Annotated in this window: 11 protein-coding genes and 1 riboswitch; of the genes, 8 read left to right on the forward strand and 3 right to left on the reverse strand. The window is 45.5% G+C overall.

Annotated elements, in window-relative coordinates:
- The first annotated feature begins 182 nt into the window (after nucleotides 1-182).
- Nucleotides 183-614 (forward strand): MmcQ/YjbR family DNA-binding protein, encoded by a 432-nt coding sequence (locus ACPUEK_RS07750; RefSeq protein WP_425642844.1) that lies wholly within the window; start codon nucleotides 183-185, stop codon nucleotides 612-614.
- A gap of 60 nt (nucleotides 615-674) precedes the next feature.
- Here ACPUEK_RS07750 and ACPUEK_RS07755 read toward each other — a convergent pair whose 3' ends face one another.
- Nucleotides 675-1220 carry a glutathione peroxidase gene (locus ACPUEK_RS07755; protein ID WP_067037217.1) on the reverse strand — a complete coding sequence of 182 codons (546 nt, stop codon included), beginning with the start codon at nucleotides 1218-1220 and terminating at the stop codon, nucleotides 675-677.
- Between the two features lie 229 nt (nucleotides 1221-1449).
- Nucleotides 1450-3045, reverse strand: a complete 1596-nt coding sequence (locus tag ACPUEK_RS07760) for an isocitrate lyase (RefSeq protein ID WP_425643023.1) — start codon at nucleotides 3043-3045, stop codon at nucleotides 1450-1452.
- 371 nt (nucleotides 3046-3416) lie between these two features.
- On the opposite strand from ACPUEK_RS07760, the gene ACPUEK_RS07765 reads away from it, so the two are divergent.
- Both ACPUEK_RS07765 and ACPUEK_RS07770 read left to right on the forward strand, forming a co-directional pair.
- Nucleotides 3417-5585 carry a malate synthase G gene (locus ACPUEK_RS07765; protein WP_425642845.1) on the forward strand — a complete coding sequence of 723 codons (2169 nt, stop codon included), beginning with the start codon at nucleotides 3417-3419 and terminating at the stop codon, nucleotides 5583-5585.
- A gap of 153 nt (nucleotides 5586-5738) precedes the next feature.
- Nucleotides 5739-6347, forward strand: coding sequence for a hypothetical protein (locus ACPUEK_RS07770; RefSeq protein ID WP_067037214.1), 609 nt, complete (start codon nucleotides 5739-5741; stop codon nucleotides 6345-6347).
- A gap of 63 nt (nucleotides 6348-6410) precedes the next feature.
- On the opposite strand, the gene ACPUEK_RS07775 is transcribed toward ACPUEK_RS07770, so the two are convergent.
- On the reverse strand, nucleotides 6411-6896 hold the full coding sequence (locus ACPUEK_RS07775) for a 6,7-dimethyl-8-ribityllumazine synthase (RefSeq protein ID WP_067037212.1): 486 nt from the start codon (nucleotides 6894-6896) through the stop codon (nucleotides 6411-6413).
- 98 nt (nucleotides 6897-6994) lie between these two features.
- A riboswitch (FMN riboswitch) is annotated at nucleotides 6995-7145 on the reverse strand.
- A 291-nt stretch (nucleotides 7146-7436) separates the two neighbouring features.
- Here ACPUEK_RS07775 and ACPUEK_RS07780 point away from each other — a divergent pair.
- The 5 genes from ACPUEK_RS07780 to cobN all read left to right on the forward strand — a co-directional run bounded on the left by ACPUEK_RS07780 (nucleotide 7437) and on the right by cobN (nucleotide 14361).
- Nucleotides 7437-7754: a hypothetical protein gene (locus ACPUEK_RS07780; protein WP_425642846.1), complete on the forward strand. Its 318-nt coding sequence runs from the start codon at nucleotides 7437-7439 to the stop codon at nucleotides 7752-7754.
- Between the two features lie 87 nt (nucleotides 7755-7841).
- A complete protein-coding gene (gene cobJ / locus ACPUEK_RS07785) occupies nucleotides 7842-8618 on the forward strand; it encodes a precorrin-3B C(17)-methyltransferase (protein WP_067215065.1) in 777 nt (258 codons plus the stop codon).
- 21 nt (nucleotides 8619-8639) lie between these two features.
- The gene (gene cobM, locus ACPUEK_RS07790; protein WP_067215063.1) at nucleotides 8640-9419 is read left to right on the forward strand and encodes a precorrin-4 C(11)-methyltransferase; all 780 of its coding nucleotides are present in this window, start codon (nucleotides 8640-8642) and stop codon (nucleotides 9417-9419) included.
- A gap of 9 nt (nucleotides 9420-9428) precedes the next feature.
- The gene (gene cobW / locus ACPUEK_RS07795) at nucleotides 9429-10505 is read left to right on the forward strand and encodes a cobalamin biosynthesis protein CobW (RefSeq protein ID WP_067215060.1); all 1077 of its coding nucleotides are present in this window, start codon (nucleotides 9429-9431) and stop codon (nucleotides 10503-10505) included.
- A gap of 10 nt (nucleotides 10506-10515) precedes the next feature.
- A complete protein-coding gene (gene cobN / locus ACPUEK_RS07800; RefSeq protein ID WP_425642847.1) occupies nucleotides 10516-14361 on the forward strand; it encodes a cobaltochelatase subunit CobN in 3846 nt (1281 codons plus the stop codon).
- The last annotated feature ends 25 nt before the right edge of the window (nucleotides 14362-14386 follow it).

The following is a 14386-nucleotide window of genomic DNA, read 5'->3' on the forward strand; positions in this document are numbered from 1 at the left end:
CTAGTTTCTTCTCAATTTAAAAACCTGGTTATCGTGGCTTAGCAAGGCAATGAGCAAGACAAAGCTTTGTAACAGCCATTGGTTATATGGAGGACTTATTATTGTGATGTCTGGGAAGTTCATTTAGTTTTAAAAGACGCGGCTATTCCGTATCTGATTGTTATGGAGGTGGCGCTTTATTGATGAATCTAGACAATTGTAGGGAAGCGGTGATGACTGGCCTATTTTATGATGTGAAAGCGTATTTAAAAGCGAAACCTGAAGCTAGGGAGGAGTATCCGTTTAAACCTGATGTTCCTGTTTTTAAAGTCTACGGGAAGATGTTTGCCTTGATCACTGAACAGCAGGGAATTCCGACAGTGAATTTAAAATGTGATCCTGATCATGCGATCGAGTTACGTAGTATATTTGAGTCGGTAAAGCCGGGTTATCACATGAACAAAAAGCATTGGAATACAGTGTTTCTAGACGGTTCGTTACCAATCGGTGAGGTAATGCGTATGGTTGATCATTCTTATGCGCTGGTTGTTAACGGTCTGACTAAAAAAGATCGTGAGAGCCTTGAATTACGATACTCTTCCAGTGATCTTTATGGGCTGATGAGTGGATCGTAAAGCAGCCATGATTGAAAAGTATTAGGGTTATGTTTTTTCGCATCATAACCCTAATACGTGTTAACCGTTCGCTAAAGCTACACGAATGGTGCTAACGAGGTTGGTATCATCTAGTGGCGTATTGGGGGCAAAACGTCCCAAAACTTGGCCAGAGCGACTGATGATGAATTTTTCAAAATTCCATACAACTTCAGGTGCCTGAGTCGGCTCCATGTCGTAACCTTTTAGTTTTTCTTCCATTTCACTACGATTGATCGTAACAGGTGCTTCTTGTGTCAGATAGTCATACAGAGGATGCTTGTCTTCTCCTGTTACTTGTACTTTGCTAAACATAGGAAACGTGACATTGTATTGTGTGCTACAAAACGATTTGATGTCTTCGTCTGTGCCAGGCTCTTGGCCAGCAAAGTCGTTTGCCGGAAAGCCAAGTATTTCAAAGCCAAGGTCTTTGGTTTGCTCATACAGGGCTTGAAGGCCTTCATACTGTGGCGTTAAGCCACATTTTGATGCAACGTTAACGATCAGTAGAACCTTGTCGCAGAAAGGTTCTAGGGTCATCTCGTTTCCGTCGATGTCCTTCACTGCGATATCGTAAATATCCGTCATCTTCTTACCCCTTTGTTATCGTGAATAAACTTGGTTGTTTATTCTCTCAATAAGTTCCTTTGGCCATTCTGACGTAAAACCAATGACCAGCATGTGACAATACGAATGTTCAGTGTAATGCGGATTGCGGTATGGTCAAATTTGCCATAAAAAAATGGGCCGCGTATGCGGCCCAATGCGGGGGAAAAGATCAAACTGGTGGCGTATTGATCGTTCTGAGGTAAATGGTTTAGCCAAATTGGTTCATGGTATTATCTTTACCGGAAGCCTTGAGCGCAGCTTCTCCCGAGAAATATTCCTTGTGATCATCGCCCATGTCCGAGCCTGCCATGTTTTGATGTTTCACACAGGCAATGGACTGACGAATTTCTTCTCGCTGAACATTCTTCACATAGCCCAGCATGCCTTCGGATCCAAAGTACTCTTTGGCTAAGTTATCGGTAGACAGTGCGGCTGTGTGGTAAGTCGGCAAAGTGATCAAATGATGGAAGATACCGGCTTCACGTGCCGCATCCGCTTGGAAATTACGAATACGATTGTCCGCTTCTTTTGCCAGTTCGCTGTTGTCGTACTCCACGCTCATTAGCTGAGTACGGTCGTACGCTGACATATTAAGACCTTCTGTTTCCCATGCATCAAATACTTGTTGACGGAAGCTAAGTGTCCAGTTGAACGATGGTGAGTTATTGTAAACCAGTTTGGCATTTGGTACGGCTTCGCGGATTCGATCTACCATGCCTTTGATCTGACCGACATGAGGCTTTTCAGTCTCGATCCAGAGTAAGTCCGCACCATTTTGTAATGAGGTAATACAGTCCAGTACCACTCGGTCTTCGCCTGATCCTTTGCGGAATTGGAATAAGTTGCTGGCTAGACGCTTAGGACGTACCAGTTTACCATCACGCATCATCAGTACATCGCTTTCAGTCGTATTACTAAGCTCAATTTCTTCGACATCAAGAAAAGCATTGTATTGCGCACCAAGATCTCCGGGGGTTTGGGATACTGCAATTTGTTTCGTTAAGCCAGCGCCGAGTGAGTCAGTTCGTGCCACAATCACACCGTCATCAACGCCTAGTTCAAGGAAGGCGTAGCGTACGGCGCGGATCTTGGCTAAGAAATCCTCGTGAGGCACGGTTACTTTGCCATCTTGGTGACCACACTGTTTTTCATCGGACACTTGGTTTTCAATTTGGATACAACATGCGCCGGCTTCGATCATCTTTTTCGCAAGTAGGTAAGTCGCTTCTGCGTTACCGAAGCCCGCATCAATGTCTGCAATAATTGGAACAATATGAGTTTGGTATTCATCCAGTTGCTTTTGTAGCGATGCGGCTTTGACTTCATCTCCTGCACCTTTGGCGTCATCTAACTGACGGAACAGTCCACCCATTTCTCGAGCATCTGCTTGGCGTAAAAAAGTGTACAGCTCTTCAATTAAATCGGGTACTGAGGTTTTCTCATGCATGGATTGATCGGGTAATGGGCCAAATTCAGAGCGTAGCGCTGCAATCATCCAACCAGATAGGTATAAGTAGCGGCGATCAGTAGAATTGAAATGTTTCTTAATGGAAATCATTTTTTGCTGACCGATAAAACCATGCCAGCAACCTAGAGATTGTGTGTATTGTGAAGGGTCTTGGTCGTAGCGTTCCATATCTGAACGCATGATTTTTGCCGTGTATCGTGCAATGTCTAAGCCTGTTTTAAAGCGGTTCTGAGCACGCATTCGAGCGGCGTACTCAGGATTAATAGCTGCCCAGGGTGTTCCATGTTGAGCGATTAGGGTAGCAGTTGCGTCGATATCATTGTTGTAATTAGACATGGCATTTTCCTCTTGGTGTTTCGGTTGCTGCGCCGCTTGTTTGCGGTTGTGCATTTCTTGATCACCCTTTCAGTCTGTGCCGAGTTGTATGATTCGTCTAATCTATATTTGTTATTGTAGCCATATCTTTTATGAATGTGATTTTTGAGCTACATCGGTTCATAGTGAATGATATATCGTCTATTCAGAATGAATGTTAAAAAATACTGACTTTTTAAAAATAAATATTCGATTTAATTCTAAAGGTCATTCATGTTGTGAATGTTTTTGAATCTATTTTTATTGTTCAAAGTTATTCATTTCGATGACCTACCAATAATAAATACACGGGATGCTTTTAAGTACTCGTCAGTCAATGAAAGGAAAGAGCTATGACAGAACGAACTCAGCAAGGTGGTCTTCAGATCGCACAGAGCCTTTTAAGTTTGGTTAACGAACATATTGCACCGGGTACCGGCATTGAGCCAGAGGTGTTTTGGCAGCGCTTTGAGGAAATCGTTAATGACATGGCTCCTAAAAATGCCGCGTTGTTGGCAAAGCGCGATGAAATTCAGCAACAGATAGATGATTATCATCGCGCCCGTTCAGATCAGCCCCATGACGCTGAGTTTTATAAGCACTTCTTGATCGAAATTGGCTACTTATTACCTGAGGGTGACGACTTCAAAGTATCAACTAAGAACGTTGATGAAGAAATTGCCTTGCAAGCTGGGCCACAGCTTGTAGTGCCGGTGAAGAATGCTCGTTTTGCCCTCAATGCCGTGAATGCGCGTTGGGGCAGTTTGTACGATGCTTTATATGGTACCGATGCGATTCCTGAGGAAGAGGGAGCGGAGCGTTCTGGAGGCTACAATCCTGTTCGAGGCACACGTGTTATTGCATTCGGTCGCCAGCTATTAGATCAAGCTGCACCATTGGTAACTGGGTCTCATGCTCAAGCGTTGCATTATCAAATGGTAGACGGTGAGCTGGCTGTTACCTTAAAGAATGGGGAAGTGGTTCAACTAAAAGACACATCGAAATGCGTTGGTTATCAAGGTAAGCCTGATGCACCGATGGCTGTGCTATTGAAAAATAATGAGCTGCATCTTGAGATCCAGATCGATGCGAGCGGTTTTATTGGTCAATATGATCAAGCAGGGATTCAAGATATTTTGGTAGAAGCGGCTGTGTCCACGATAATGGATTGTGAAGACTCTATTGCTGCTGTGGATGCTGAAGACAAAGTAGAGGTTTACCGCAATTGGCTCGGCCTGATGCAAGGGACGCTGGAAGAGTCGTTTGATAAAGGTGGCAAGCGTATTACCCGCGCAATGAATCCTGATCGAAAATACCTAGATAAGTCAGGTAAAAGCTTTGCTTTACATGGCCGCAGTTTGTTGTTTATTCGTAATGTAGGTCATTTGATGACCAATCCTGCCATTTTAGATGCCAATGGTAATGAAGTTCATGAGGGGATTATGGATGGCATGATTACAGTACTGGCTGCGATGCATGATTTACAAGGAAATACCAAACGACGTAATAGCCGAGCGGGCAGTGTGAATATCGTAAAACCTAAGATGCATGGCCCAGAAGAAGTGGCGTTTACAGTAGAGTTGTTTAGTCGTATCGAACAAGCGTTGGGGCTAAATCGAAACACCATAAAAATCGGTATTATGGATGAAGAGCGTCGAACGACCGTTAACCTTAAGGAGTGTATCCGCCAAGCGCAAGAGCGAGTGGTCTTCATCAATACTGGTTTCCTAGATAGAACGGGCGATGAAATTCATACCTCGATGTTGGCAGGTCCTTTTGTCCCCAAAACAGCCATGAAACAAGAAGCATGGATAAAAGCCTACGAAGACTGGAACGTTGATGTAGGCATTGAATGTGGGTTGCCGGGTAAAGCACAAATTGGCAAAGGTATGTGGGCAATGCCAGATGAAATGGCGGATATGCTAGAGCAAAAAATCGGTCATCCTATGGCCGGTGCAAGCACCGCTTGGGTACCATCACCGAATGGGGCGATTTTGCATGCGACGCATTACCATACAGTGAATGTACGTGAACGTCAGGCTGAATTAGCCTCGCGTGAGCGAGCAAGCCTAGATGATATATTGTCTATACCATTACTGGAGGATCCAACGAGTTTAACGGACGAGCAAATTCAGTTTGAATTAGACAATAACGCCCAAGGCATTTTAGGTTATGTAGTACGCTGGATTGACCAAGGAGTAGGGTGCTCTAAGGTGCCAGACATTAACAATGTCGGTCTTATGGAAGATCGCGCCACTTTACGTATTTCTTCACAGCACATCGCTAATTGGTTAGAGCATGGCATCTGTAACCCTGAGCAAGTAATGGCCTCAATGAAACGAATGGCTGCGGTTGTTGATAAACAGAACGAGCATGATACGGCTTATTTATCAATGTCGCCTAATTTTGATGGTGTGGCTTTCAAAGCCGCTTGTGATTTGGTGTTTAAGGGTACTGAACAGCCTAATGGCTATACTGAACCTTTATTACACGCCCGCCGTTTAGAGTTTAAGCACAAATAAGCCACCGCTCGAAGTAAAAGCTCTTTTTGTCTCACATCAGGCAAAAAGGGCTTTTTTATTTGTTTCGATTCGCCATTCTTCTTATCCTATGGGGATGGATCGGGAGCAGGATGAGCCCAATGACTAACGTATGGATATTAGAAGAGTGACAAAATGAAAAAGATAATCAGTGTAGTAGGACTTTCGTTGTGCGCTAATGCTGCAGTTGCAGCGACAGAAACGGTAGAGAACAATGTTAGTACGCTGTTGTTTGAAGCGTCTGCGGGGGCTGATTATTCACAGTTTGGGCTAGGCATAGGTATTAAGCCTGAAAACAATCGCTCTGGTTTTGGCGGATTATACTACGAGCAAGTCGAACTGAAGCATCGCTTCGAAACAGATATCAAGACCCTTGGCTTTCGTGGATTTAGTGTTGAAGGAGTGGGCGAAGAAGCGCGTGGTGCGGATATCACAATGGGGTTGAGTAAAACTGTCTCTGGAGACTATAAGCGAACAGGATTCAGTGCCCGAGGCTTGTTACATATGCCTTTGTTTGTTAATACCACTTGGTTTGTCGGAGGTGATGTTCGCCCGACCTTTTTATCATTTGACTGGGATAATGATGCACTTACGGAACTAGCGTTACAAATTGGTGTGGATACACGGCTGGCGAAAAACATTGGCCTGTATGCTAAGTACTACCATGAGAGTCTGATATTAGATGATTTTGAAGAGCATCGTCTAGGCAGTGGATTCGTTGCTGGTATCAATGTTGTCTGGTAATAAGATTCTAGCAGAGAGAAAAAAGGCAGCTGAAGCTGCCTTGTCAAAATAATGAGGGCTTAGTTAGGACTTAGCTAGCTCAGTTAATAGCATTGCACGGTTAGCTGCACCGGCAAGTTCTTGTCCTTTCTTAACGAAGTGACGCTTAAAGTAGCTTGAGTGCTCGTCATGCTCATGGAAGTTATGTGGTGTTAAGACCGCTGTTAAAACAGGGATTTCTGTTTCTAACTGAACTTGCATAAGGCCTGTACAAACGGCTTGCGCAACGAAATCATGACGATAGATGCCACCATCCACAACAAGGCCACTGGCAGCAATAGCATGGTAATTGCCCGTTTTTGCTAAAAGCTTCGCTTGCAGTGGAATTTCGTATGCGCCAGGTACTGCAATAAGCTCAAGGTTATCTTCTTGGTAACCATGAGACAGCATGACTTCTTTAAAGCCTTCCCAGCACTGCAAAACAATGTCACTGTGCCAAGATGCGTGTAAAAATGCGACACGTTTAGTTGAAGTATTAAACGTTTGAGAATTCGTTGAGCTCTGATTCATTAGTATGTCTTCCACAAAAAATGCTGAATCAGGGCGAACGGGAGGCAAGCCAAACCGCTTTGAATAAGATCAAAGGCTGTCAAGATCTTTCTTGTCTACGCCGTCCTCTATCATCCGGACTGTAACCGTCGGCTCTGGAGTCACACCAGATCTGCTGACCTTTCTAAGCTTACTAAGAAAGCGCTCGCGGGCTTTGAGCTGAGCTCATTTACCGCCGGTGGGGAGTTTCACCCCGCCCCGAGAACGAAGTCGCCTAAGCGACGTGCTTACTTTAGTGGTTATTACGGTGATGTGTCAAAGGCAAAATTCGTAAAAACGGGTTCAAAAACGAACATTTAGTTATCAAAAAAGGAGGTTTTTGGTGATTGTCAGTTTGTAGACTTGAAATCACTAAAATAAGTGACAAAACCAATCAAGCGATTCAATTAAAAAGATCAATTTTTTATAAGTATTTTTAATGGATTTTATAAGACATCTTGTCAGTACTCCCTTAGAATGCCCTCCTGATACAGACCACAGTTGAACGGACTCACATTCAAAATGAAGCAGCTCTTATGTTTCGTCAGTATGCTATTCATCCCCCTTGCAAGCGCCTATAACCTGCATCCATATATTGCTCACAAGACAATTACTTACCGTTGTGAAAACTTGCTTGTCATCGTTGCGTTTGAGCCCGCTGAAGCTCATCTGTTAATCAACCATTTTAGCTATGTGCTGCATTTGACCCGTCCTTCTCCTGGTAGTCTCTATGTTGGAGATATTTTAAGTTTTCGTGATCAAGGTGAAAATGCGACATTGATTTATCGTAATGACCGTCAGCTGCATTGCTCACGATTATCAGATCATCCTGACGCCTGAGTTTCCTTCATTGTAAATGCTGTGCTTTTCATATTGTTAGAAAGCAAAAAGTGTACAATTCTCTGCAACGTTATTGAGTGAAATGTTATGAGCAAATTATTCGTCATGGGGATGGGTCCTGGAGATTTAGGGCTGGTTGCACCGAATGCAACAAAAGCATTAAACGCTTGTAGTGATTGGGTCGCCTACGGCTATTATTTAGAACTATTGGGGACGCTGAGCGAAGGTAAAACGTTTCATGAGTTGCCTCTCGGCGAAGAGATCGGCCGTGCCCGTTTAGCGTTAGAGCTTGCTGCTCAAGGTAAGCCAACAGCACTGATATCCAGTGGCGACATTGGTATTTACGCCATGGCGACTTTGGTGTTCGAATTATTAGACCAACAGCTTCAAGGTAAAGAGAATCACCCAGAGTGGTTAGACGTAGACATTGAAGTGGTACCGGGGATTTCCGCCATGCAGGCTGGAGCTAGTCGTGTGGGTGCTATGCTTGGGCATGACTTTTGTACCGTATCCTTGAGCGATCTTTTAACGCCTTGGGAAACCATTGATAAGCGCATTCATGCTGCGGGCGCAGGGGATTTTGTGATCTCATTCTATAACCCCGTATCGAAAAAACGAGATTGGCAGTTGAATCACGCCCGTGATGTCTTGCTGCAATATCGTCCTGCCAGCACGCCCGTTATGATTGGCCGTCAACTGACACGCCCAGAAGAGCATATTACCTTTACTACCTTGGCCGAATTAGAAGCCAAAGACGTGGACATGTTTACCATGGTCAGCATCGGTAATAGTGAATCACGCCACATTGTAAACGGTGAAAAGCATTGGATATATACCCCAAGGGGTTATTCCAAGAAGCTATAAATTGAAGTAAGGATAGTTTCAATGACAGTGTATTTTATTGGTGCCGGACCTGGCGACCCTGAGCTGATGACCATTAAAGCGGTAAAAACGATGGAGCGTTGTCCGATCATTTTATACGCGGGGTCGCTTATTCCCGCTCAAGTGATTGATAACGTGCGAGGTCGTGCTGAGGCAATTTATGATACGGCCGCGCTAAATTTAGATGAGACGACAGAGATTATTCGACTGGCCGCTGAAGAGGGAAAAGATGTGGCGCGTTTACAATGTGGTGATCCTGCATTGTATGGTGCAATAGGGGAACAAATGCGTCGTCTTGATGCCTTAGACATTGACTACGAAGTGATTCCTGGCGTAAGTGCGGTTGCGGCATCAGCGGCTATGTTGAAAAAAGAGCTGACGCTATCAGGTGTATCACAAACTGTGATTATGACGCGCTATGAAGGCAAAACACCGTTTCCAGAACGTGAACGTTTGCCAACGTTGGCACAAAGTGGTGCCACGTTAGCGATCCACTTAGGTGTGACTCGAATCCATAAAATCGTTGATGAGTTGTTACCTCATTATGGCGGCAACTGCCCTGTGACAGTGTGTTATCGAACCAGTTGGCCTGATCAGGATTATGTCTCAGGAACATTAAGCGACATTGTCGAAAAAGTCAGAGCGAAAAAGTTCACACGTACCAGCTTGATCTTAGTAGGACAAGTGTTGGATGCTGAGGATTTTGATGACTCTTATTTATACGACAAGTCTCAAGCTCATATTTATCGCAAAATTCATCGTAAAGGTGATGGCCAAGCGTAAGGATCAATTATGCAACTTAATAAAATACCCACCACTGTTGTGACAGGTTTTCTTGGCAGTGGTAAGACAACGCTTTTATCAAATGTCCTTAAGCAAGCTCAAGGCAAACGTATTGCTGTTATTGTAAATGAGTTTGGCGAGTTGGACATCGATACCGATTTATTGCGATCTTGTCCGTTAGATTGTGACGATGACAGCACCGCCCAGCGCACAGAAGATGGCTTTTATGAACTGGCCAATGGTTGTATCTGCTGCACGGTAGAGGAAGAGTTTCTTCCGGTTATGAGGCAATTAGTAGAACGACGTGATGACATTGACCACATTCTGATTGAAACCAGTGGTCTAGCATTACCAAAACCTCTGGTACAGGCATTTAATTGGCCTGGTATAAAAGAGCACTGCACCGTAGATGCTGTTATTACGGTGGTCGATGGCCCTGCTGTTGCGGCAGGTCGTTTTGCTCACGATGAAGACAAAGTTCAAGCTCAGCGTCTAGCGGATGAGTCGTTAGACCATGATCCATCACTACAAGAGTTACTGGATGATCAGTTGAGCTCGGCGGATCTTGTGGTGGTCAGTAAAAATGACTTGCTTGATGATGTCCAGCGTCGACGCGTCGCGCAAATCATTGAAAATGAAGTCGACTCTAGCGTGAAGATTGCTTACATCGAAAATGGCGAGGCAGCGTTAGACGTACTATTAGGCCTTGAAGCTGAAACCGAGTCTCGCATTGATCACGTTCACAATCATCATGATCACCATCATGCCCATGGGCATGACCATGCGCATGCTCACGATCACTTTGAATCGTTCGTAGTGAAGTTGGGAGAAGTAGATGCCGACTCGTTACAAGATACGCTTGAAGACTTAGTAGAGAAGTACAATATTTATCGTGTCAAAGGGTTTGCCGCTGTAAATGGGAAGCCAATGCGTCAAGTTTTTCAAGTGGTAGGTACACGTTTAGAACGTTACTTTGATCGCTTATGGCAATCGGATGAGCTACGCCAAACACAGCTTGTGTTTATTGGTAAAGGCATCAGTAAAGATCTGATTGAAGATAAACTCAACGCGGCGTTGACCGCTTAAGCGAGCAAGAGTGCATTTACTGGCAGCCAAACCAGGTGGCTTTGTTGACGATGAAGGCATCATCGATTTGGGGCAAACCCCGGCTGATATTGTTGTATTGGCGGCTGCCGACTCACTGTTAACCGCTCTGGGGACAGCGCTCGATACATGGCACCATGAGGGAGCCCCAAGTGTACGGTTAGCCAATTGGATGCAGCTGGTCAAACCGGCGGCATTCGACCTCTATGAATCCACAGTACTGGATAAACCAACGCAAAAAAACCGTGCTCAAGTGGTGATTCTATCACTGCTAGGCGGACAGCATTATTGGCCTTACGGCTTTGAGCGCTTACAGGTATGGGTAAATGCTAAACATAATCGACATCTTATTGTGGTGCCGGGAGATGACAGCGCAGACCCAGAGATCATGCGTGCCTCATCCACCACGCAAGAAACTGTCACACGTGTTTGGCGTTACCTTCGTGAAGGCGGGCAAAGCAATGCGGTACAAATGCTTCAGTACTTGCAGTCACTCTGGTTTGACGGTGAAGCTAAATGGTGCGAACCGTCGACGATTCCCAATGCGTTTATTGTCGATCAAGGCCAAGCTGTGCGTTATTTGGATTGGCAAACCCATTATCAAGAGGCGTTAGCACAGCAATGGCCGGTGGCATTGGTGTTGTATTATCGCTCGCACTTTCAAAGCGGTAACACGCAAGTGTTTAGTGGTTTGTCCTCAATCCTATATGAGCAGGGCGTGATTCCGCTACAGGTAGCGTTGAGCTCTCTGAAGGATGGCGTGAGCATTGAATTGGTAGAGTCTATGATCGACCGATCTGAGGCGACTATTATTTTAAATTGCACCGGATTTTCAGCTAATCGCGCTGGTAGCCCTGATTTGGCGTCTGAACCCACTGAGTTTGCCTCGGTCTTTGAACAGCCTATTCCTGTATTACAGCTCATCTTATCCGGTAGCACGGAAGAAGATTGGTTAGAACAATCCCAAGGCTTACGCAGCCGAGATGTAGCAATGCAAATTGTATTACCTGAAATGGATGGGCGAATCATCACGCGCGCTGTGAGCTTTAAAGCCTTATCTCACTTCAATGAGTTAGCTCAAATCGATTTAATTCGTTATCAGTTGCATACGGAACGGGCTACATTTGTGGCGCAATTAGCAAAGCAATACAGCCGCCTTAAACACATACCAAACTCACAAAAACGGATCGCTTTTATACTCGCCAATTACCCGACCAAAGATGGTCGAATTGGTAATGGAGTAGGTTTAGACACACCTGCCTCAACGATCAATCTATTGCGAGCTTTAGAGTGGGCGGGCTATCCAATAGAAGGCATACCCGAAGATGGCAATGCGCTCATCGAGGCGCTGCTGGGAGCAATTACAAACAATCCGAACACATTGCATCAACGTGGATGTTGGCAGAGTTTGGCGCTAAATGACTACTTGCATTATTTCTATCAGCTACCGCTTACGTCTCAACAAGCGGTTTGGGAGCGTTGGGGGGCGCCAGAAGAAGACCATAAATGTCGCGCTGTAGAAGGTGAGTGGTGCATGATGTTGGCTGGCATTCGGTTAGGCGAAACCTTTATCGGAATTCAACCGGCCCGTGGTTTTAATCTCGATCTTGCGGCGAATTATCACGATCCTGATTTGATTCCGCCACACAGCTATTTAGCCTATTACTTCTGGCTTCGTCATGTGTACCAAGTGGATGCGATTGTTCATGTCGGTAAGCATGGCAACCTAGAATGGCTACCGGGCAAAGGTACCGCGTTATCAGACCAATGCTGGCCCGACATCGCAATGGGGCCTATGCCGCATTTTTATCCATTCATCGTCAATGATCCCGGTGAAGGAGCGCAAGCAAAGCGACGCACTCAAGCGGTTATTATTGATCATCTTATGCCACCGATGACCCGAGCAGAAAGCTATGGCGACATGGCAGAGTTGGAAACGTTGGTTGATGAATACTACCAAGCGCTTGGCATGGATGAGCGTCGAGAGACGTGGCTAAAATCGTCTATTTTAGAAAAAGTCCGTTCAAGTCACTTGTTAGAAGAGCTGACCGGCGTTAAAGCGGATGATGAGGCGTCTGTACTAGAAGAGCTAGACGCCTATTTATGTGAGATCAAAGAGTCACAAATTCGCCACGGCTTGCATCGTCTAGGTGAGCTTCCGGAACGCGATAAATTGGCGGATACCATTGTTGCATTATTGCGACTACCGCGTGGTAGAGAGATAACTAGCCAAGGGATTTTGCATTCACTGGCTATTGACCTAGCTTTGAGTGAGGCTGAGTTCAACCCAATGGAATCAGCAACTCTACCTTGGCAGAGTCATAAGCCTCATGTATTGCAGGCGATAAGCTCGGCACCATGGCGTACTCATGCGGACGCTAAAGAGCGTTTAGAGTTATTGGCACAACAATGTGTCACGCAAGTGTTGATGGATCACAAGCCACTATCATCAGATCAGTGGCCTAATACCGCGGCCTTACTCAACCATGCTAATAACACTTTAATGCAAGCCTTGCGACAGAGTGAACAGGATGAAATTGCCGCGTTGATTAACGGTTTAGCGGGGCAATTTGTCCCTCCTGGCCCAAGTGGTGCCCCTACGCGAGGACGTTTAGATACGTTGCCGACAGGGCGTAACTTTTTCTCTGTTGATAATCGTGCGATACCTTCTCCTGCGGCCTGGGCAATTGGTGAAAAATCAGCGCAGGCGCTGATATTGCGTCATTTGCAGGAGCATGGTGATTATCCGACGAACCTTGGGTTGTCTGTTTGGGGAACCGCTACGATGCGCACTGGTGGTGATGATATCGCGCAAGCCTTTGCGCTGATGGGCGTACGTCCCATTTGGGCACCAGGCTCGAATCGTGTGAGCGATTTTGAAGTGTTGTCTTGTATGCAAATAGGTCGTCCCAGAGTCGATGTTACCTTACGCGTTTCGGGTTTTTTTCGGGACGCCTTTGCTAATGTCATGCGCTTATACGATGCTGCGGTACAAGCCATTATTGAGTATGAAGAACCCGGTAATGGGAATACGATTCAAGCGAATGTTCGTGCCCGTGAAAGTGAGTTAATAGATCAGGGTGTATCAAAAGCGGAAGCTGCTCGACAATCGTCCTATCGAGTGTTTGGTAGCAAGCCGGGCGCATATGGTGCCGGTCTTCAAGGATTGATTGATGAGCGCTGTTGGGATTCTAAAGCCGATTTGGCGGAAGCCTATCTGAATTGGGGAGGCTACGCTTACGACGGCGACTTGCGCGATGGTGTGGATGCCAAAGAGGCATTTTCTACGCGCTTATCTAAGCTGGAGGCGGTAGTGCAAAATCAAGACAATCGCGAACATGATCTATTGGATTCGGATGATTACTATCAATTTCAAGGGGGCATGACCAATGCCGTTACCCACTTAAGTGGTAAGGCTCCAAGCGTCTACCACAGTGATCACTCAAATCCTTCCACACCGAAAATACGCACCTTAAAAGAAGAGCTTAATCGCGTTATTCGAGGGCGTGTGTTGAATCCGAAATGGATTTCAGCGATGCAAGAGCATGGCTATAAAGGAGCATTTGAAATGACCGCAACCGTGGATTATTTATTTGCTTACGATGCAACCACGGATTTGGTTGCTAACTATCAATACCAACAAGTGACAGATGCCTTACTGTTTGATCCAGCCAACCAGCAATTTATGGCGGACAACAACCCATACGCACAAGCCGAAATGGCTGAGCGACTGTTGGAAGCCATTCAACGTGGCATGTGGACCGAGTCGCAGGAATACGCTGGCAAGATCCAGTCTTTTCTTTTAGAGATCGATCAGCGTCAAGAGCAGCAAGGTTAAGCGTCTTTTTGTGATCTGCCAATTG

It is taken from the genome of Marinomonas gallaica (assembly GCF_049821165.1).
Taxonomy (GTDB): Bacteria; Pseudomonadota; Gammaproteobacteria; order Pseudomonadales; family Marinomonadaceae; genus Marinomonas; species Marinomonas gallaica.

Coding starts and splice junctions, on each gene's coding strand:
- ACPUEK_RS07750 (WP_425642844.1), top strand. CDS start 183: ATGAATCTAGACAATTGTAGGGAAGCGGTGATGACTGGCCTATTTTAT.
- ACPUEK_RS07755 (WP_067037217.1), bottom strand. CDS start 1,220: ATGACGGATATTTACGATATCGCAGTGAAGGACATCGACGGAAACGAG.
- ACPUEK_RS07760 (WP_425643023.1), bottom strand. CDS start 3,045: ATGTCTAATTACAACAATGATATCGACGCAACTGCTACCCTAATCGCT.
- ACPUEK_RS07765 (WP_425642845.1), top strand. CDS start 3,417: ATGACAGAACGAACTCAGCAAGGTGGTCTTCAGATCGCACAGAGCCTT.
- ACPUEK_RS07770 (WP_067037214.1), top strand. CDS start 5,739: ATGAAAAAGATAATCAGTGTAGTAGGACTTTCGTTGTGCGCTAATGCT.
- ACPUEK_RS07775 (WP_067037212.1), bottom strand. CDS start 6,896: ATGAATCAGAGCTCAACGAATTCTCAAACGTTTAATACTTCAACTAAA.
- ACPUEK_RS07780 (WP_425642846.1), top strand. CDS start 7,437: ATGAAGCAGCTCTTATGTTTCGTCAGTATGCTATTCATCCCCCTTGCA.
- cobJ (WP_067215065.1), top strand. CDS start 7,842: ATGAGCAAATTATTCGTCATGGGGATGGGTCCTGGAGATTTAGGGCTG.
- cobM (WP_067215063.1), top strand. CDS start 8,640: ATGACAGTGTATTTTATTGGTGCCGGACCTGGCGACCCTGAGCTGATG.
- cobW (WP_067215060.1), top strand. CDS start 9,429: ATGCAACTTAATAAAATACCCACCACTGTTGTGACAGGTTTTCTTGGC.